The 21,289-nt window shown below is 39.0% G+C and carries 17 protein-coding genes; 8 read left to right on the plus strand and 9 right to left on the minus strand.

All coding sequences use genetic code 11. The features are described 5' to 3' along the window. Positions 1–28: 28 nt before the first annotated feature. The 3 genes from AAC073_RS06385 to htpG all read right to left on the minus strand — a co-directional run bounded on the left by AAC073_RS06385 (position 29) and on the right by htpG (position 3,354). On the minus strand, positions 29–754 hold the full coding sequence (locus AAC073_RS06385; RefSeq protein WP_339923017.1) for a phosphoadenylyl-sulfate reductase: 726 nt from the start codon (positions 752–754) through the stop codon (positions 29–31). Between the two features lie 129 nt (positions 755–883). After that, positions 884–1,300, minus strand: a complete 417-nt coding sequence (locus tag AAC073_RS06390; RefSeq protein WP_339923018.1) for an Rrf2 family transcriptional regulator — start codon at positions 1,298–1,300, stop codon at positions 884–886. A gap of 170 nt (positions 1,301–1,470) precedes the next feature. Then, on the minus strand, positions 1,471–3,354 hold the full coding sequence (htpG, locus tag AAC073_RS06395; RefSeq protein WP_339923019.1) for a molecular chaperone HtpG: 1,884 nt from the start codon (positions 3,352–3,354) through the stop codon (positions 1,471–1,473). A gap of 224 nt (positions 3,355–3,578) precedes the next feature. Here htpG and AAC073_RS06400 point away from each other — a divergent pair, with 224 nt between their 5' ends. The 5 genes from AAC073_RS06400 (at position 3,579) to AAC073_RS06420 (ending at position 10,419) form a co-directional block, all read left to right on the plus strand. Next, a complete protein-coding gene (locus tag AAC073_RS06400; protein WP_339923020.1) occupies positions 3,579–5,972 on the plus strand; it encodes a glycoside hydrolase family 95 protein in 2,394 nt (797 codons plus the stop codon). 431 nt (positions 5,973–6,403) lie between these two features. Then, complete coding sequence (locus tag AAC073_RS06405; RefSeq protein WP_339923021.1) at positions 6,404–6,805, plus strand: hypothetical protein; 402 nt, start codon at positions 6,404–6,406, stop codon at positions 6,803–6,805. Between the two features lie 740 nt (positions 6,806–7,545). Next, positions 7,546–8,616 (plus strand): IS110 family transposase, encoded by a 1,071-nt coding sequence (locus tag AAC073_RS06410; RefSeq protein WP_339923022.1) that lies wholly within the window; start codon positions 7,546–7,548, stop codon positions 8,614–8,616. Between the two features lie 612 nt (positions 8,617–9,228). Continuing rightward, on the plus strand, positions 9,229–9,606 hold the full coding sequence (locus AAC073_RS06415) for an ester cyclase (RefSeq protein ID WP_339923023.1): 378 nt from the start codon (positions 9,229–9,231) through the stop codon (positions 9,604–9,606). 435 nt (positions 9,607–10,041) lie between these two features. Continuing rightward, positions 10,042–10,419 carry an ester cyclase gene (locus AAC073_RS06420; protein ID WP_339923024.1) on the plus strand — a complete coding sequence of 126 codons (378 nt, stop codon included), beginning with the start codon at positions 10,042–10,044 and terminating at the stop codon, positions 10,417–10,419. Positions 10,420–10,772: 353 nt separating this feature from the next. Here the strand turns inward: AAC073_RS06420 and pafA are convergent, their stop codons facing one another. Together pafA and AAC073_RS06430 are read right to left on the minus strand one after the other, a co-directional pair. Then, positions 10,773–12,416 (minus strand): alkaline phosphatase PafA, encoded by a 1,644-nt coding sequence (pafA, locus tag AAC073_RS06425; RefSeq protein ID WP_339923025.1) that lies wholly within the window; start codon positions 12,414–12,416, stop codon positions 10,773–10,775. Positions 12,417–12,538: 122 nt separating this feature from the next. Next, on the minus strand, positions 12,539–13,159 hold the full coding sequence (locus AAC073_RS06430; RefSeq protein ID WP_339923182.1) for a carboxypeptidase-like regulatory domain-containing protein: 621 nt from the start codon (positions 13,157–13,159) through the stop codon (positions 12,539–12,541). 170 nt (positions 13,160–13,329) lie between these two features. On the opposite strand from AAC073_RS06430, the gene AAC073_RS06435 reads away from it, so the two are divergent. From AAC073_RS06435 to pruA, 3 genes are all read left to right on the plus strand, one after another. Continuing rightward, entirely contained in the window at positions 13,330–13,713 is a 384-nt protein-coding gene (locus AAC073_RS06435) for a metalloregulator ArsR/SmtB family transcription factor (protein WP_040417630.1), read from the plus strand. Between the two features lie 6 nt (positions 13,714–13,719). Continuing rightward, positions 13,720–14,415: a YjjG family noncanonical pyrimidine nucleotidase gene (locus tag AAC073_RS06440; RefSeq protein WP_339923026.1), complete on the plus strand. Its 696-nt coding sequence runs from the start codon at positions 13,720–13,722 to the stop codon at positions 14,413–14,415. 79 nt (positions 14,416–14,494) lie between these two features. Further along, positions 14,495–16,132: an L-glutamate gamma-semialdehyde dehydrogenase gene (gene pruA / locus AAC073_RS06445; RefSeq protein ID WP_339923027.1), complete on the plus strand. Its 1,638-nt coding sequence runs from the start codon at positions 14,495–14,497 to the stop codon at positions 16,130–16,132. Positions 16,133–16,179: 47 nt separating this feature from the next. On the opposite strand, the gene AAC073_RS06450 is transcribed toward pruA, so the two are convergent. From AAC073_RS06450 to AAC073_RS06465, 4 genes are all read right to left on the minus strand, one after another. Then, a complete protein-coding gene (locus AAC073_RS06450; RefSeq protein WP_339923028.1) occupies positions 16,180–17,691 on the minus strand; it encodes a glycoside hydrolase family 32 protein in 1,512 nt (503 codons plus the stop codon). A gap of 19 nt (positions 17,692–17,710) precedes the next feature. Continuing rightward, entirely contained in the window at positions 17,711–18,919 is a 1,209-nt protein-coding gene (locus tag AAC073_RS06455; RefSeq protein ID WP_339923029.1) for an ATP-binding protein, read from the minus strand. A 132-nt stretch (positions 18,920–19,051) separates the two neighbouring features. After that, on the minus strand, positions 19,052–20,362 hold the full coding sequence (locus AAC073_RS06460; RefSeq protein WP_339923030.1) for an ABC transporter permease: 1,311 nt from the start codon (positions 20,360–20,362) through the stop codon (positions 19,052–19,054). Further along, positions 20,352–21,254, minus strand: coding sequence for an ATP-binding cassette domain-containing protein (locus AAC073_RS06465; RefSeq protein ID WP_339923031.1), 903 nt, complete (start codon positions 21,252–21,254; stop codon positions 20,352–20,354). Before AAC073_RS06465 ends, AAC073_RS06460 begins: the two co-directional genes overlap by 11 nt. Positions 21,255–21,289 lie beyond the last annotated feature (35 nt).

The raw sequence follows: 21,289 nt of genomic DNA on the forward strand, positions 1-21,289 counted from the left end.
TTTTTCAATTTTAGCTGTTACTATTTTGTTAGGATTTGTTGGCTATCACGCCCTGCTCATGCAGTCCACATTCTTTTTGGGAAGATTCCCACCACCACCTTCCAGCACGGGCATCTTCGCCCGGCGTTATGGCGCGTGTACACGGAGCACATCCAATACTAATAAAACCCTTATCATGAAGCGTATTATAAGGTATGCTTTTCTCCTTAATATAAGCCAACATTTCCTCCATTGTCCAATGCAATAAAGGATTGTATTTCAAAATCTGGTTTCCCTCATCCCATTCCAAAATTTGCATATTTTGACGGTTTGAGCTTTGCTCTGATCTAAGACCGGTAATCCAAACCTTTTTGCCGCTCAAGGCACGCTTTAAAGGCTCTACCTTCCTAACGTAGCAACAGGATTTTCTATTCTCTACGGATTGATAAAACCCATTGATTCCATTCTTACTTACAAGCTCTTCTACAGAAGCTGTTTGTGGATAATAAGGCTTAATAGACAAGCCGTATTTTACTATTGTTCTAGACCAAAGGTCATAAGTCTCATAGAATAGCCTTCCGGTATCTAGTGTAAAAACTTCAACAGGCAGCTTACTTGCAGCTATCTTCTGAGTGATTACTTGATCTTCTTGCCCAAAAGAAGTTGAGAAAATAATTTCTCCAGGAAATAGATCAACCAAAAGGCTCATAGCATCCTCCATAGATAGCTTTTCTATCCTTTGGGTAAGCTCTTTAATTTCATTTTCTTGACTCATAATGCTTCATTTTTCTGGGAGTAGCAGTGGGTTAGAAAGCTACCTTTAATCCTGGACTGTAAAGTACAGCCAACAGGAACTACAAAAGTACACAAAACCTACAAATATTATAGAGTAAATGGAAAAAAATTATTCCCTCTCCAAAATATCCTGCAAGGTTTTCATTTCCAGTATTTTAAGAGTCTCGTCTCTCACTTCTGCCATTACCATATTAAGGCCACACTTCTCCTGGCTGGCACATTCCTCACAGGGCTCATAATAATTCAAACTTACACATGGTAATAGGGCAATTGGCCCATCAAGTAAGCGGATAATTTTTGACAATCTAATTTCATTGGGCAATTTGATTAAGTAATAGCCTCCACCTTTACCTTTTTTACTGCCAAGAAAACCTGCTTTTTTCAATTCTAGCAGTATGTTTTCTAAAAATTTATGCGAAATACTATGGTGAGCTGAAATCTCTTGAATAGGCACGGCTCCCTGATCTTTATATTTACCTAAATAGGTCAAAGCATGAAAGGCATATTTTGTTTTTTTAGATAGCATGGGCAATTGTAAAAGTTTTCTTCGAATTAAAGATAATCACTTTCCAACAAAAATTTAATTCCTATAGCAGTTTATGTCCATTCAGGACAAAGTCGGCAACAAATAAAAAAACAAGAGCCTGATTTTCATCAAACTCTTGCTTCATCAATGTATATCTTAATAATCTAAATTTAGATCAAATCAACACTCCTCTTAACAAAGGCTGTTAAGGCTTTTCCTTTTAAAAGTCCCTGAGAAACCAAGGCCAGGTCAAATGCCTGCTTCGCTAGTTTCATTTGAACTTCTTCCTCTTCCGTTTTAAGGATTTTATCAATCAGTGGATGATTGCCATTGATTCCTACTTTATAGTTATCCGGCATCGCTCCGTAGAAGCTCATGCCTCCACCATTTTGCGCCATGTCTTTCATCCTACGCATGAATTCATCCATAGTAATAGTTACTGGCAACTCTTCAGGGCTTGCTCCTTCTATCTCTACAGTATAAGCTTTATTGGCGATTGACTTTTCAAAAACCTCTTTCACCTTATTGGACTGGTCTTCGGACAGTAAGTTTTCATATCCCCCCTCTTTATCAATCAGCTTATCCACTACATCAGCATCTACCCTCTTCATGCTGGCATTTTCCAATTTGCTTTCAAGGTTTTGGATGAAATGACTGTCGATGGGAGAATCCATCAACAATACATCATAGTCCTTTTTATTGGCAGACTGAATGAATGTATCCTGGCTATCAGCATCTGTGGCATATAGATACACTACTTTATCGTCTTTCCCAGTTTGAAATGGTTTTACCTTTTCCTGGTATTCGTCAATAGTAAAATATTCTCCATTGGTATTGGTAAGCAAGACAAAATCCTTGGCTTTTTCATAGAATTTATCTTCAGAGATCATTCCATATTTCACGAATAGGCCAATGTCTTTCCATTTTGATTCATAAACTTTTCTGTCCTTTTTGTAAAGCTCTCCCAGTTTATCCGCCACCTTTTTGGTGATGTAGTTGTTGATTTTCTTAACATTGCTGTCTGCCTGTAAGAAACTTCTTGACACATTAAGCGGTATATCTGGTGAATCAATCACACCATGAAGCAGCATTAAAAATTCAGGAACAATGTCTTTTACTTCATCCGTAATAAATACCTGACGGCTAAAGAGTTTGATTTTGTTTTTTTGAAGTTCAAAATCATTTTTAACCTTTGGGAAGTAAAGCACTCCTGTGAGGTTAAATGGGTAATCCACATTTAGATGAATCCAGAAAAGAGGATCTTCACTCATCGGATAAAGCTCCTTATAGAACTTTAGGTAATCTTCATCTGTAAGTTCACTTGGTGAAAGTGTCCAAATTGGGTTGGTTTCATTTATGAAATTGTCAACCTCAACAGATTTCCATTTCTTTTCACCCTTATCATCTACACCATCTTCAACACTTTCCGTTTTGGTGCCAAATCTAATTGGAACAGGTAAAAACTTGGCATATTTATCAAGTATTCCTTGAAGCTTAAATTTATCAAGAAACTCTTCAGATTCACTGTTAATATTAAGCGTAATCTCAGTACCTCTCTCGGTTCTTTCTCCAGGACCGATTTCAAATTCTGTACTTCCATCACAAGTCCACTTGGCAGGCTCCGCACCTTCTTGGTAAGACAAAGAGTCTATCACAACAGTATCCGCTACCATAAAGGCAGAATAAAAACCTAAACCAAATTTCCCAATAATCTCATTGGCATCCTTGGCATCTTTAAATTTTTCAACAAATTCGGAAGCACCAGAAAAAGCAATCTGATTGATGTACTTTTTGATTTCCTCCGAAGTCATCCCTAGTCCACGGTCCGTAATTTTTATCCATTTGTTGTCTTTATCAAAGCTAACGTCAATGGTTAGGTCCCCCAGTTCTCCTTTATACTGGCCTAAAGTAGCCAGCCTTTTGATTTTTTGGGTAGCATCCACTCCATTGGACACTAATTCTCTTAAAAAGATTTCATTATCAGAATACAAGAATTTCTTGATAATGGGGAAGATATTTTCGGTATGAATCGAAATTGTACCTTTTTCCTGCATGGTATTTTTTATTTTTATTTAAACAAAGTCAATTATTATCATTTTGCTTAAATCAAGTCTTGTTCCAAACTCTTTTTAGTGTCAAATTGTCAGTATCGCCTTAAAACAAAGGTGGGAAATCAATAAATTTCCCACCTGCTTATTTAAAGGCACCGTTTACAGTGTTTTTCAAAAAGGAATAAAAATATTTTAGTATTATGCCTGTCCACCAAATCCACCATAGTATGCGTCCCCTTATCCTACCTTTTATTGCATTATTGATATTGTTTCTTGGAAGCTGTCAAAGCAAAGCCCAGAAAAAAGACGATTCAAATAAAATGCAGCTTTGGTACACTTCTCCTGCCAATGAATGGCTAGAAGCATTGCCCATTGGAAATGGTCGATTAGGCGCCATGATTTTTGGCGGAATAAAGGAAGATCAAATTCAGCTAAATGAGGAAAGCCTTTGGGCAGGGATGCCAGAAGATCCCTACCCGGAAAATGTGGGGAAGCATTATGCAACCTTCCAGCAATTAAACTTGGAAGGGAATTACGAAGAAGCTTTGAATTATGGTATGGAACATTTGGCCGTATCACCTACTTCTATCCGATCTTATGAACCGTTGGGTGAATTGCATATTTCCTTTGACCATCAAAAATCTCCTGAAAATTACCGAAGAACATTAGACATGGAAACCGGAGTGATAACTTCCACCTACACCATCAATGGAAAAAGATACCTTCGGGAAGCATTCTCTTCCGCCAAGTATAACGTGATTTTTTATCATTTTGAGAGTTTAGATGGGGAGCCGGTAAGCAGCACCATTCGTTTTGACCGAGAAAAAGACATCGTTCAAAGCATAGGTGAAGGGAAAACACTTTATGTAGATGGACAGGTGTTTGACGATCCTGACGGCTATGATGACAATGTCGACGGCTCAGGTAAAACCGGTTTACACATGAAATTCGCTTCCCAAATAACAGCTACTTTGGACGATGGCAGCATCAGCGGAAACGAGAATACCCTCAACATAGAAAACAGCACCGGATATACCGTTATTGTTAGTGCAGCAACGGATTATAATTTAGCCAAGCTGAACTTTGACAGAAACATTGACGCAAAAGAAAAGGCTTTAGAATCATTAAAAGGGGCACTTGAAACAGCTTATAACACAGCTAAAGAAACGCATATTGCAGCACACAGCGAAATGTTTAACCGGGTAACGCTCTCTCTAGGAAGCCCTCTTGAGGACACTATACCTACCGACAAACGACTAGATCAGGTGCGAAAAGGCAGCAATGACAATCACATTACAGAATTGTTTTTTCAATATGGCAGGTATCTTTTGATGGGCAGCTCTGTCAACCGAGCCATCCTTCCTGCCAATTTGCAAGGCATCTGGAACAAGGAGATGTGGGCTCCCTGGGAATCAGATTTTCACCTGAACATTAACCTCCAAATGAACTATTGGCCGGCTGATCAGACCAACTTATCCGAGGCATTTGTTCCATTGTCCAATTTCATGGTAAAACTATCGAAAAATGGGGAAATAACTGCAGAAAAATTCATCGGCTCATCCGGATGGATGGCACACCATGTTAGCAATCCTTTTGGTAGGACGACTCCGTCAGGATCCACCAAAGACTCTCAAATGACCAATGGCTATTCCAACCCGCTTGCCGGGGCTTGGATGTCCCTCTCCTTATGGAGACATTATGAGTTCACACAAGACCAAAAGTATTTAAAGCAAACTGCTTATCCTGTCTTGGGTGGTGCCGCGCAATTTATTCTGGACTTCCTCAAGGAGAATAAAAAAGGTGAATTGGTCACTTCCCCTTCTTACTCTCCGGAAAATGCTTATATCGACCCAATTACAGGGAAAGTATCAAGAAATACCACAGCTGCCAGCATGGACATCCAAATCATCAATGACATCTTCAATGCTTGCTTAAAAGCAGAAGAAATCATTGGAGACAAGCAATTGACTACGGCCATAGAAAAAGCATCAAGCAAATTACCACCGATCAAAATTGGTGAAAATGGTACGCTTCAGGAATGGTACGAGGATTATGAAGAAGTGGAACCCGGTCATCGACACATGTCTCATTTGTATGCCTTGTATCCTTCCAATCAAATCACCAAGGCTACACCTGAATTATTTAAAGCAGCAGAGAAAACCATTGAAAGGCGATTGGCACATGGTGGCGCCGGACAGACGGGTTGGAGCAGGGCTTGGATCATCAATTTCTTTGCACGATTACACAAAGGAGAAGAAGGGCTTAAACATATCCATGAAATGATGGCCACTCAATTGTCTCCCAATATGTTTGACTTGCTAGGCAAAATTTTTCAGATTGAAGGCAACCTTGGGGCCACAGCAGGCATAGCCGAAATGCTAGTTCAGTCACACGAAGATGGAATCATCCGATTGCTACCGGCTCTTCCTGAAGCATGGAATACCGGTAAAGTAAAAGGACTTAAAGCCAGAGGGAATTTTGAAATAAGCATGGAATGGGAAGCCGGCAAACTCACAAAAGCAGAAATTCTGTCCATTTCCGGTGGCAAGACCAAGGTTGTGCATCAGGGCAAAGAATGGGAAATAGACCTGGAAAAAGGGGCTTCACAGGTTCTTTTATAAATTTTAATAAAATTATGAGATCTGGAGGGTAATAGTTTAACCCCATTGTCACTAGCCTATGAGACGTTTTGGAAGTATAAAAAGCCTCAAGCAACAATAATAACCCTGCGGTATCAACCCACGGAAACCAGAATATACCACCGAAATCATACCGTCAATTTCCTAAATAAAAACCAAATCCTAATCAATACGCAAAACTAAAACCCCGACAGGGGTGACATGATTATAACCGGTGGCTGAGGCCACCGGAATGGTCAATAAAACTCCAATTGATTTTGGCGGTATTGTTGCAGAAAAAAAGGAAACAATACTGACAAAATCTCTTCTAATAATCGTTTCTTCTCTGAATTAATTCACCTTAAACCCTTAATTTCAACTAACTTAGGTATTTTCCCCAATGAACAATTTTAGATAAAAGTTGTTTATTATGTATGGATCATTTAAAAAAATTCAAAATTTTTCTTTTCATCACAACAACAATTCTAATCAACGCCTGCGGCAGTGAAGCAATTCAATCCATGGAGGTTACGGCTACAGCTTACAATTCAGTAAAAGCACAAACAGCCAATAATCCGGCAATTACTGCTTGGGGCGACACTTTGAAGCCAGGAATGAAGGCCATTGCAATTTCCAGAGACTTGCTTGATTCAGGATTTCATCATACCATGGAAGTAGCCATTGAAGGGTTGGAAGGGAAATTTAAAGTACTGGATAAAATGAACCGCAGATGGACCAGGAAAATTGACATCTACATGGGTACAAATGTATCTAAAGCACGGGAATGGGGCAAGCAAGAGGTAATGATTCACTGGACACCCAGCGAATCTGAATAAAAGCGAAACATCAACCCCACTAATCCCCAAAGACTCACTAAGCCTTAAAATTGGTGTAGGTTTACAACTCCACTCTGATATCTTCTTCTAATTGGTAATCGAGGAAAAAACTTAAATTATCTTAAATTAAATCTCAATTCGTAAAACACCAGCTACCTTAAAGTCCAATAAAAAGAGAAAATAGGACATTTATATTGCAATTTACATTGCATACGATCTACAACTTGAAAGGATTCGGAGCCCTGGATGGTCGATTTTTTTTTTGTAGCCAAGGATGCTATCCATTGGGAATTCCATTTTAATAACAGGCTTCAACAATAAATACCGTGCGGTGTCAACCCACGGTAAACGGAATATACCGCCAAAATCTCTTCTGATAGTCGTTTTTTCTCAGAAATGAATTCAAATTAAACCCTAAATTTCAACTGGGTAAGGTGTTTTTTCCTTATCCTCCTGTTCATTCTTGGCCCTGAGTGAATTTTTTCTTTAACGAGTTTAAAAATTCATTTAGGGATTTCCTACCATGTTCCGTCAATTGTAACACGCCAATATCAAAGCCAAATATTAACTTCTGCGCAAACCATAAACTACGAAAGGGGTGAAATGATTATAACCGATGTGACGCAATTGTAGAACACATCAAGAAGCCTGAAGGCCATATGTTTGCAAGAGGGATAGCATAAGTTTCAGAAAATCATTAGTTTAAGTTTTCTGAAACAAAACTATAATCTCCAAAACTTATGCAGACACAAGGTAGCAAAAACGATTTTTCCGGCCAAAATATTTATGTGGGTATCGATGTCCACCTCAAAAGTTGGAAAGTAACCATTATGATGGAAAGTCTCTTTAAGACAACTTTCTCACAGAATCCCTGTGCGGAGACATTATATAATTATCTAGTTAAAAACTTCCCTGGTGCTACTTATTTTAGTGCCTATGAAGCTGGATTTTCAGGATACTGGACTCATTATAAACTACTTTCTCATGGGATCAATTCCATTGTAGTCAATCCTGCAGATATACCTACAACTGCCAAGGAAAAAGTACAGAAGGAAGATGCTAGAGACAGCAGGAAAATAGCCCGATCTTTAAAAAACTCGGAATTGGTTCCCATTTATATTCCTTCTTTGGTGTCCCTTGGAGACAGAGAGCTTCTTAGGTTGAGGAAAACTGCTGTTAATGATACCACTAGAACCAAAAACAGAATAAAATCCAGTCTTTATTTTAACGGTATAAGTATCCCGGAAGAGATTAACACCCCAAAATGGAATAAAAAGCTTCTAAAATGGTTGGATGAACTTGAACTGGAAAATGTAAACAAACAGACTCTAGATAGCCATTTATCCACTTTGAACCATATGCGACAAATCACTCTGAAGCTTACAAAGCAAATAGAATTGCTGTCAAAAACAGAAAAGTACGAAAAGAATTTTGACTTATTGAGGACCATCCCTGGTATTGGGCAAATTACAGCCATGACCATATTAACAGAGCTGGAGAACATTGGGAGATTTAATTCATTAGACAAGCTATGCTCATTTATAGGCTTAGTTCCATCCACTAATTCATCTGGTGATATAGAGAGAACAAGTGATATAACTTCAAGGGGGCATAAGGTACTAAGGTCTGCTTTGATTGAAAGTGCCTGGGTGGCCGCAAGGGTTGACCCTGCATTAGCAAAATGTTATAACCATTACTGTAAAAGGATGAACGCTAACAAAGCGATAATCAGAATAGCGAAGAAACTATTAAGCAGGATAAGATATGTTCTAAAAAACAAACAACCATATGTGCTTGGAGTCATCAGTTAATACTGCATCAAGGTATTATTCCGTAAAACAATTGAGTAACTTTATTGAGACCGTTACGACCCCTTGCAGCAACTAAGTTGACTGTTATCCCAGAGGCTACGGCTCAATATCCTATAAATAAAAAGTGGTAATGCAGCTCATTGAGACTGTTAATAGAAGGTTGTTTTATGGACTAAATTGCGGTTTTTGATAGTAGTAAAACGAGTTTTTTTAAGCTATCAAAAGACAAAGAATTATAAAGCTATAAAAAGCCCCTACTTAAAGGGGCCTGGGAGTATATTCTCCGTCATGAACCTTATTGCTGATGAGTTGCTCTCCAGCAGAGCCCATTTCCCCTTCAGGTTCATGCTCTGAAGTTAAAAAGAACTCTTTCAAGAAAAAAATGTTCTCGGAAATTAGGAAAGCAACATAGAAGGGCTTCAACTATAATAACCGTGTGGTGTCAACCCATGGTAAACGGAATATGCCGTCATTTGATTTTGGCGGTATTGTTACTCTTTTTCTGCAACAATGCTGACAAAATCATAACCTATAAGATAGCTAGACGTTTCTTATTAAAATTTTCAGATTGGTCTAACCCATATTATCATCATTGTAAGAAAAACTAAAGCCATGAATACGGATACAAATAAGGAAAACGCCATCAACTTCTATAAAACGGCCTACCTTGGAAAGCCAAAAGAAGCGGTAGAAAAATATGTGGGTAAGGAATACATTCAGCACAACCCCGCAGTAGCCAATGGCACCCAAGGTTTCATTGATTATTTTGATAAAATGCAGCGAGAATACCCTGAAAAATCAATCGAATTTTTACGCTGCATCGCTGAAGGGGATTTGGTGGCACTTCATACCAAGCAGATCTGGCCAGGAAATGACCAATACGTCACCATGGATTTTTTCAGGTTTGATGAGGCCGGAAAAATCTGCGAACACTGGGATGCCATCCAACAAATACCTACCGATGCAGCCAATAACAATGGCATGTTTTAGTTTTATTGTCGGTTTTAGGTAATTGAATATTTCATCTCTTTCACTTTTAAATTCCCTTTAAATAGTAAGGAGTAGATGCAATCTACTCCTAGCAGAGGATTTCCTACCATGTTCCGTCAATTGTAACAGGCCAATATCAAAGCCAAATATTAACTTCTGCGCAAACCATAAACTACGAAAGGGGTGAAATGATTATAACCAATGTGACGCAATTGTAGAACACATCAAGAAGCCTGAAGGGCTTCAACTATAATAACCGTGTGGTGTCAACCCACGGTAAACGGAATATACCGCCAATTGATTTTGGCGGTATTGTTGCTCTTTTTCTGCAACAATGCTGACAAAATCATACCCTATAAGATAACTAGACGTTTCTTATAAAATTTTCAGATTGGTCTAACCCATATTATCATTATTGTAAGAAAAACTAAAGCCATGAATACGGATACAAATAAGGAAAACGCCATCAACTTCTATAAAACGGCCTACCTTGGAAAGCCAAAAGAAGCGGTAGAAAAATATGTGGGTAAGGAATACATTCAGCACAACCCCGCAGTAGCCAATGGCACCCAAGGTTTCATTGATTATTTTGATAAAATGCAGCGAGAATACCCTGAAAAATCAATCGAATTTTTACGCTGCATCGCTGAAGGGGATTTGGTGGCACTTCATACCAAGCAGATCTGGCCAGGAAATGACCAATACGTCACCATGGATTTTTTCAGGTTTGATGAGGCCGGAAAAATCTGCGAACACTGGGATGCCATCCAACAAGTACCTACCGATGCAGCCAATAACAATGGCATGTTTTAGTTTTATTGTCGGTTTAGGTAATTGAATATTTCATCTCTTTCCCTTCTAACTTCCCTTAAAACAGGAAGGACTAGATGCAATCTACTCCTAGCAGAGGTAATCATAGCCCAGAAAGGGCGAAATAACACAGCCACGGGTTTAGCCCATGATTCAGTGAATGCACATCAAATGATTTTGGTGGCATTGTTGCTTTTTTTTCTGCACCAATGCTGACAAAAATCTTTCAAGTTAGCGTCATTACCTTACATTTTTCTATGTCTTCGAATACGGATTAAAGAAATCATTCGCAATTACCCAAAAAAATGCCTGACTTAAAAGCCAGGCATTTTCCACTTAAAAATTATAGTGTTTTATTATTTTGCATCCACAATTTCACCAATCGGTTGACCTGTTGCCCCATTTGGAAGTCTGGTTTTTAACATCATGGATAAAGTAGGCGCTATATCAGTAACGGTCGCATACCTGCTGCTGCTACCTGGTTTTACGCCCCAACCGTAAAATACAATAGGTACATTGGTATCATAGGTATAACCTGTTCCGTGAGTGGTGCCTTTACTTGCATTGGCAAGCCATGCAGGCTCCATGATTACCATCACATCCCCTGATGATTTGTGGTTGTATCCCATTTGCAACAAATGCTTAAATCCAGTGGTATACTCATACCTTCTTAAGTCATCTGCAATATAGGTCTCTTTTACGCCATCAAACCTCAAAAGAAAATCAGCTACTGCTCTTTGCATTTCTACAAGAGACAAATCTTTTTCGGAAACCAATTCTCTGTTTAAGAATATTTGCTGATTGGAAAAACTTGATATCCAATCGCCCGAACCATATTTTTGACCGACGAAAGCATCTAATTCAGTCAACATGGTTTTACTATCTAGACTTCCTGAGGTAACCATTCTTTCGCTTTTCATGTAGTTAACCACATCAGCGACACCATGGTCAGCCGTAAGGAATACCAGGTACTCTCCTTTGCCTATTTCTCTGTCCAGGTAGTCAAAGAATCTAGCCAGGTCCCTGTCTAATCGAAGGTAATTGTCTTCAACTTCTATGGCTTGAGGACCAAATCTATGTCCTATATAATCAGGTGAAGAAAAGCTTACTGCTAGAAAATCAGTTTCTCCTCTTTTACCCAGTTGCTCTCCTTCTATGGCTGCTAAAGCCATTTCAACAGTAAAGGTATTTCCAAAAGGGATAGAACTGATCATTCCCAGACCGCCATTGTCCTTTTGTAATTTTTTCAAATCATAAGGAAAAGTAGGCCTGTCTTTGCCTTTAAAAGGAGATTCAAATTCGTTGTCATCGGCAGCTCCTTGGATATAAGTTTCTATTGGAAAAAGTGTTTCCCAGGTTTGATCCAGGTATTTGGAGACTAATTTCTTATTGTTGAATTCTTCCACCCATGAAGGCAACTCTTCGTGATAATAACTGGAAGTCATAAAACCACCTGTCTTGCTATCATACCAATAGGCATCTCCCAAATGACCTGCAGGCAGGGCCGCTCCTCTGTCTTTTATTGCCACCCCTACTACTTTTGAGCGTTTACCAGTCGCAAATCTTAACTCATCTGTAATGGTACTGCTCAATAAGTTTTTAGGAGAAATTTTACCGTTCCCTTCGCTTCCTCCAACTGCAGTTACCAAACTGTCCTCAGCACAATAAACATCAGTATCCGTCGCTCGAATGTACCAGTTATTGCCTATGATTCCATGGGTCGCAGGGGTCGTTCCAGTATAAACTGAAGCATGACCAGGTCCGGTATAGGTAGGAATATAATTGTAATGCCCATTCTGCATCATGAATCCATCATGCATCAAACGCTTTAGTCCACCCTCAACATACCTGTCGTGGAACCTGTAAAAATATTCTTGGCGCATTTGATCCACAACAATTCCTACCACTAACTTTGGTCGCTCTACTTCCCTTGCGGAATATTCTTGAGCAAAACTGAATTGGGAAAACAACAAGCAACCCAGAATAATCAATCTTTTCATATAATCTATTATTTAAAATTTCGCCAGCAAATATAACTTTACGCCGCCCAAAAAATTGCATTTACAGTAGTAAATAATCATAATTGGGATAAACGGGAAATAAAAGTTTTAAATCTTAACAATTAGTCCTTGTTCTTCAGGTCACCATTTTTTATGGATTTGATAAACTGGGCCCAAGCAAATGGATTTAGCAATGGCATAGGTCTCGGACCATAGCGATCCATTGTTTGTTGCGTTTGTTGGTTGGTAAATTGCCTGAAATTTTCATTCCCAGAAGCTGGCATATCTGCTGCCCAACGCAATAATAATTGGGGACTTAAGTTCCCTCTATTTAGAGGTGGTGCAGCATCTATATTCACTGCCAATATCGCATTTTTAAATTCTTCTTCTGTAGGATAGGGCATTACTTGCACTTCCTGCAGTGCGATTTCATCCTGAACCATGGTGAGAATATAACTCACATCCTCCTTGTCAATGTCTTCGGGGATCTTAATACTTTGTCTTTTTAACCCTATATAGGAAAACACAATGCTATCGCCTGCGACGACAGGCATAGAAAAATAACCAAAGCGGTTACTACTAGTACCTCTACCCTTTCTTGGCACATAAATATTTACCCCGGGAATAGCAGTGGTGCTATCGGCATTCAGGATTATCCCTGAAAACTGAATGACCTTTCTTTCAGGTGTTTCTTGTGAAAAAACATCATTAGTATTTCCAAAAAAACCTATACAAATAACAATTAATATGATTAGCCTTTGTCTCACTTTTACAATTTTACATGGGCAACTCCCTTGAAATTTCTACAAGAGAATTTCGACACAATTTAATAAGGTCATTGATCACACGATATTAAGTGAATTACTTTTGAATTCATTAACTTCAAACCGATTTATTTGTTAAAGTTAATTAAATGCGGTTAAAAAACATAAGTTTAAACTACGGAATGCGTGTCTTCAAAGCCCTTTCCGAGGAGTCAAGGGTCCGTATTCTACATTTGCTCATGCAAAACAAAGAATTATGTATATCAGACCTTGAACATATTTTAGAATTCACCCAGACGAAAACAAGTCGCCATGTCACCTATTTAAAAAATGCGGGGTTAATTGGTAGCAAAAAAAGAGACCAGTGGACATTTTACTATGTGCTCGATGAGGCACATGAAATTCTAAATCAAATTTTAAAATTTATCAAAAAGGATCAAAACCTTCTACGTGATCAGGAGGTTTATGAGATATTGTATTCCAACAGAGAGCTGGCTATCAATAAATTTGAAAACAATCCCTACAGAAAATAATTAAACGTGAAAAAATACAGCCACCTACTTTTTGATCTAGACCATACCCTTTGGGATTATGACAGCAATGTCAGGGATTCACTGACAGAATTATTTACCGATTACGACCTAGGGAGCTTAGGCAATCCTGATTTTGAATTGTTTTTTGAAGCTTTCCATGCGACCAATCATATCCTTTGGGAGCAATTCAATAAGGGCTTGATTGACAAAGATGGGCTTAGGGCTATCCGATTTAAAAATGTTTTTAGTAAAGCCAAACTCCCCTTATCAGAAATACCCAAGGACCTCGAGGAACAGTTTATATTACGAACATCCTCCAAAGCCAAGGTAATGGACCATGCTTTCGAAACCTTGGATTTTCTAAAAACCAAGTATCAATTGCACATAATTACCAATGGCTTTAACCTGAGCCAATACAACAAACTCAAATCTTCAAAGTTGGACGCTTATTTTGACCTTGTTGTGACCTCTGAAAATTCGGGATTTAGAAAACCCGACAAAAGAATATTTGAGCATGCCCTTCTTCACTTAAAAACCGAAGCAGCGCATTGCCTAATGATTGGTGACAATCCACTTTCAGACATTCAGGGCGCTCAAAATGCCAAAATCGATCAGGTTTTTTACAATCCTTTAAAAACCGAGAGTAAGATTCGCCCTACCTATACTATAAATCATTTATCAGAACTCACTACAATTCTGTAAGCAGCACAATTCTGCTAAGCCATCGATATTTTGTATATTTGAGTGATAAGCAGATTGAAAATTAAAACACCATACTATTATGCTAAAAGGCTTTTTTAATGTACCAGAACCAAGCAATGAACCGGTAAGGGATTATGCTCCGGGATCCAAAGAGAGAGGTTCTTTACAGGCTGCCCTAAAAGCAGCCAGTGATCAGGTCGTAGATATCCCCATGTATATAGGGAGTGAAGAAGTAAAAACGGGAAAAACAACTCCTATTCACCCTCCCCATAACAGGCAGCACTTGCTGGGTCAATTTCATTCGGGTGACAAAGGGCATGTAACCCAAGCCATAAATGCAGCACTAGGCGCCAAGCCTGCCTGGGAGAATATGCAATGGGAACAAAGGGCAGCTATCTTTTTAAAAATTGCAGACCTATTAGCAGGTCCTTATCGTGATAAAATCAATGCAGCCACAATGCTCGGCCAATCCAAAAATGCCTACCAAGCAGAAATAGATGCCGCCTGCGAATTGATAGATTTTCTAAGATTTAACGTCAAATTCATGACGGAAATCTATGCCCAACAACCTCCAATAAGCGGAGAAGGCATATGGAACAGGTTAGAGCAAAGACCTTTGGAAGGCTTTGTTTTTGCCATTACCCCTTTCAACTTTACAGCGATAGCAGGAAACCTGCCAACTGCCCCAGCAATGATGGGCAATACGGTGGTATGGAAACCTGCCGAAACTCAAATTTACTCCGCAAAGGTATTGATGGAAGTTTTTAAAGAAGCTGGTTTGCCTGATGGCGTGATTAACTTGATCTATGTGGATGGTCCTGATGCTGGTGACGTGGTCTTTTCACATCCGGATTTTGCAGGCCTTCATTTTACAGGCTCCACTGGCGTGTTTCAATCGCTATGGAAACTTATTGGAAACAATATCTCTAAATACAAAACCTACCCAAGAATAGTCGGTGAAACTGGTGGCAAAGACTTTGTTATTGCCCATAAATCTGCAGACCCAAAAGCAGTAGCCACAGGATTAAGCCGTGGAGCTTTTGAGTTTCAAGGGCAAAAATGCAGTGCTGCCTCCAGGGCATATATTCCTACTAACCTCTGGGAGTCCGTAAAAGAATTTTTATTGGCGGACCTTGCTTCCATGAAAATGGGAGGAACAGAGGACTTCGGCAACTTCATCAATGCTGTCATCGATGAAAAAGCTTTTGATAAAATAAGTGGCTATATAGAAGCAGCGAAAACGGCTCCGAATGTAGAAATACTTGCAGGTGGGAATTGCGATAAAACCGAAGGCTTTTTTATTGAACCTACGGTGATCTTAGTCCAAGATCCTATGTACAAAACCATGGTAGAAGAAATATTTGGACCAGTCCTGACCATCTATGTATATCAAGCCAACCATTTTGAAGAAGCACTAGAGTTGGTAGACCAAAGTTCACCTTATGCCCTCACAGGAGCGATTTTCTCCAAAGACAGGTATGCTGTGGAAATGGCAACTACCAAACTCCGAAACGCTGCAGGCAACTTCTATATCAATGACAAACCGACAGGTGCTGTAGTGGGCCAACAACCCTTTGGAGGATCCAGGGCTTCTGGAACCAATGACAAAGCCGGATCTTTAATTAATTTACTCCGCTGGGTTTCACCAAGAACCATTAAAGAAACCTTTGTCAGCGCCACAGACTATAGGTATCCATTCCTAGGAACAGATAAATGATAAGAATCGAAAAAGGCATTACTTATAATAGAGAAATGCCTTTTTCTTTACCAAATTTTCTTGAGAGAAAAGCCTTTGTTTTCTTTTTCAAAACCATTCAACAATAACTTCGAATAAGGGTGTTGGGGAAACACTAAGGCAGTCATTGCCAAGGTACCTTCATTGACAAAAACTTCAATCGAGGACCTGTCCAATAATATTCTTACTTCATTTACATCAAATTCGTTTAGCGGGGCGGTTATGATCGAGGCAAAACCCTCATTAAAGTCAGTAAGCCCTGATTTGGTTCTGTCAATATATAGTTCACCTTCTCTTTTCCCAATTACCAGACTTTCACCAAATTCATTTTCAAAGGTAGCCGAGAAATCAGTTGTTTTCGGTTTGAGGTAAACCTCAAGCAATTCATTTTCAAGTGTTATTTTTTCACCTTCAATAGTTAAGGCCCGATCCCTCAACTGCTCAACCTCTTTCACAGGCTTGGATCCAATCCAATGCTCTTCTCCTTCACCGAACAAAAACAAAGTTCTTGGCAAAGTCATTGCAGAACGCCATGCTTCGGTGGGCACCACTTGTGCGTAGTTCCAATTACTCATCCAGCCAATAAATATTTTACGCCCATCTGAATCAGGAACATTAGACCAGGTTACCCCTGCATAATTATCTGTACCATGATCTAACCATTTTATATCTTGCTGATTGGTAGTAAAGGTTTCGCCATCAAAATCACCGATAAAATACTGCGTCGCTGATCCTCCATTTGGTCCTCCAGGGTTAATGCTTACAAACAACACCCACTTTTGTTCTCCATCAGGGGATTGCAAAGGAAAGAGGTCTGGACATTCCCAAACCCCTCCATAAGCCGCCCAATCAGGGTTAAAATCGCTTTCATGAGTCCATTCCAAAAGGTTTGAGGAAGAATAAAAGCTAATCTTATCCTTTACTGCCAAAGACATTATCCACATAGACTTGCCACCAACCTCCATCTTAGTCACTTTTGGATCCCTAAAATCTTTAATCCCAGGATTGGCAAGAACAGGATTTTCTTTGTATTTATCCCAAGAAACACCATCATCCAGACTGTAGGCTATGCCCTGAGTCTGAAAATCAATCCTTCCGGCATCTCCTTTTACATTATCATGATAAGTATAGATGGCAACTAATGGCGGGTTTTCTATTGAACCCAAGCCACTGCTGTTTTGCTTATCAAGAACAGCAGAACCAGAAAAAATCCAACCAAGGCTATCTGGTGCTATGGCGATAGGTAAATTTTCCCAAGAAACAAGATCTTTAGAAATGGCATGCCCCCAATGCATGGGCCCCCATACATTACTATCAGGGTAGTATTGATAAAAAAGATGGTAATTCCCCTTATGAAAAACCATGCCATTTGGATCATTCATCCAATTGGCCGGAGGACTGAAGTGGTATTGAGGCCTATGCGGTTCTCCATAGAGAGCAGTAGTAACTTCAATGGCAGGCTGATCCTTAACTTTGTTTTGACAGGAGTAGCCTATTAATAATATAAAAGACAATGCTAGTATTTGCTTTACTCCTTTCATAACTAATGTATTTAATTGGTTAATCAATTTCATCCTGTTCTGTGACCCCATGCAATACAATCCTAAAAGTTGTACCCTTCCCCAATTCAGAAGTATTGACGAAAATTCTCCCATTGTGATAACCTTCCATTATTCGTTTGGCCAGGGTTAATCCTAAACCCCAGCCTCTTTTCCTTGTGGTAAACCCTGGATTAAAAACCTTGGCAAACATTTTCTTCTCGATACCCTTCCCAGTATCAGAAATATCAACAAAAACGAATTGCTCACTTTCTTTAACAATATTGATTCGGATGGCCCCTTGCCCTTTCATGGCATCAACCGCATTTTTACATACATTTTCAATTACCCATTCAAACAAAGACCTGTTCATTTGGGCATAAATGTTTTCGGCATGAGAATTAAGTTCAATGCTTACTTTATTTGAGATCCTCGGTCTTAAATAATTGATGGCGTCTCCGACTATTTGGTAAACATTCTCTGGTTTGATCACTGGAGTACTTCCAATGTTACTAAACCGCTCAGTAACCATGGTCAGTTTATTGATATCTTTTTCTATTTCCAGGATTACTTCTTGGTTTTCGTCGTAGACAGGAGAGTTTTTGAGATAGTCTATCCAGGCCATCAGAGAGGCCAATGGAGTCCCCAATTGATGGGCTGTTTCCTTGGTAAGGCCAGCCCATAACCTGTTTTGTTCCGCTACTTTACTTTGGTTAAAAAAGGCATAAGCCAAAAGACCAAAGACCAATATAACTGAAAGTTGAACATAAGGATAATACTGTAAACGAGTAAGAAGGTCCGAATTTCTATAATAAATAAAAACATCGTCTGAAAGGCTTATGGGTTCATACAGCGCTTTCATGGATTCTAATTCCTCTAACAAATAAAGCCTGATCTCTTCTTCTGAACTGTTGGCAGGGAGATTAATATTCTTATACTCGATAGGCTCCCCATCTGTGTTTACGGTAATTACCGGAATGGACTTATTCTCTTGAATGATTACCTGAAAGACAAACGTTAAATTGTCTGAATTTACTGAGGCATATTCCAAGGCTTCAGCGTATAAATCTACTTGCCGTTTTTCCCGAATCTTCAGCTCCTCTACCAGGGTATTGGTATAATAGATTGACCCCAAACCTATGACAAAGGAAAAAATAAATATGGCCCACTTTACTTTCTCCCTATTTTGATAAAGATCTAAGGATGCTAGGTCTTGGAGTTTTCTCTTCATTGCAAAATTTGGTGTTCCCGAACTTAAGTAAGTTCATAATGAGAAACAATATAAACCATGCATTATTGCCTAGAAAGGGAGAAAATTCTACAACTATTAATTAATTTATACCTGCCTTTTAGTAGGTCATCGCTAGTTTTGCTTCAACCATTTCCACAATACCTTATAGTTTACCTTAGATCCATGCACCAGTATACCTATCCGGTAGATTTTCCCAGCAAGCCATGTTGTAGATAAAAATCCCGCCACCAAAAGCGCTATTGAAAGTGTCAATTCTTGCCACGGCACCCCAAAACTAACCCTGCCCATCATTGCTACAGGTGAAGTAAAAGGAATGATAGAAAGCCAAAATGAGACATTACTATTTGGGTCATCTAAAACAAAAATAAACAGCCCCATATAAGCTACTAATAATGGGATAGTTACAGGAAACATAAACTGTTGGGCATCAGAAGGGCTGTCCACTGCAGCCCCTATTGCTGCGAAGAATGCCCCATACAATAGGAATCCACCTACAAAATACACTAAAAATGTAAGGGTTACTTGTGCAAAATCTAACCCTTGTATCAGTTGCAAAATTTCTAATAATTCAGGATTATTTGCCGTCGAGAAAAGTTCTTGCTGGCTAGACATTTCTAGCATTTGCTGTTGTGGCATTTTCATACCAAAATACCCCATGACCACGGAGGACACTGCAGTAATCAATACGATCCAAATCAAAAATTGTGTTAGTCCAACAGCTCCGATGCCTATAATTTTACCCATCATCAATTGAAAAGGCTTTAAGGAAGAAACCAAAATTTCAATAATCCTACTGGATTTCTCTTCGATCACACCTTGCATGACCTGATTTCCATACACAAAAATAAAGGTGTAAATCAATATACCAGCAAGAAAACCTATGGCATAATTCACCACTGAATTTGAAACACGTTCTCCTCCAGCCTCACTAAGGATAATCGTTTGGATATCTACATTCGTCTTGTAAGAAGACAAAATCATTGGATCAATTCCTGATGCTTCCAGTCTAAAGGCTTCTATTTTTCTTTGCAATAACATCTGCAAACTGGTAATCATAGAAATGGGTGGTGTTTCCTCACTGTAGAAAATGACTCCGTCAGGATTTTCTACATCCAAATCAGGAATGTACAAAAATCCAAATCTTGCCCCTTCTTGGACCAATAATTTCGCGTTTTCCTGTCCCAATTCTCCATACGAAAAGGAATACAATTCATCGCTTTCTAAAAAGAAAAAGTTGTTCTCATCTACAACTTCTATCACCTTTCTGTTCTCACTTGTAGTATCAGACAGGCCTATCCATAAAAACAAACCTAGAATAGTTGGAAAAACCAATGGGGTAATAAGCGTAGCAAGGAGAAATGAACGCTTTTTTACTCTTGCCAAATATTCTCTTTGAATAACTAAGAAGATTTTATTCGCCATGACTTTCATTGATTTTTTGAATAAATATCTCCTCTATGCTTGGCACGATTTCTTCAAAGCCAAGAATCTCGCCTTCTGCCATAAGTGCCCTCAGTAAATCATTTGGCTTCTGTTCTTTCAAGGTCAATTGAAACTCAAGAATTCCATCTTGCCTAATCAATCCTTCTCCTATTGGGACAAATTCCGCATTTTCAGGAATCATTTTAACCCTAAAAACATTGGTTTTCGCTTCTTCTTTAATAGATTTTACCGTACCATCTAAAATCTTCCTCGACCTATTAACCATGGCTATCTCATCGCAAAGTAGCTCGACAGATTCCATCCTATGCGTAGACAACAAAATGGTCACCCCTTGATTTCTCAACTCAAGGATTTCATTTTTGATGATTTCAGCATTAACAGGATCGAACCCAGAAAAAGGTTCATCTAATATTAGTAGATCAGGTCGATGAATAACAGTAGCGATAAATTGTACTTTCTGAGCCATTCCTTTAGACAAATCCTGGATCTTTTTGTCTTTCCATTGAGTAAGGTTAAGTCGTTCAAGCCAATCGGTGATTTTTTGTTTGGCATCATTCTTCTTGATTCCTTTTATTTGGGCAAAGTACAACAATTGCTCTTTTACTTTCATCCCCTTGTAGAGGCCTCTTTCTTCAGGAAGGTAACCGATATTACGCACGTGGTCCATCTTCAGCGGTTGCTCGTTGATAAAAATATCTCCAGAGTCCCTATCTATAATTTGATTAACAATCCTAATGAGGGTCGTTTTACCTGCACCATTGGGGCCCAACAATCCAAAAATTTTTCCCTGACTTACTGAAAGGTCAAAATCTTTGAGCGCAACATGTGATCCATAAGATTTATTTAATGATCGAATGCTTAGTATTTCCAAATGAACAAAAGTTTAACAACTGGTTTGAAACATTA

Source organism: uncultured Cyclobacterium sp. (assembly GCF_963977555.1).
Classification (GTDB): domain Bacteria; phylum Bacteroidota; class Bacteroidia; order Cytophagales; family Cyclobacteriaceae; genus Cyclobacterium.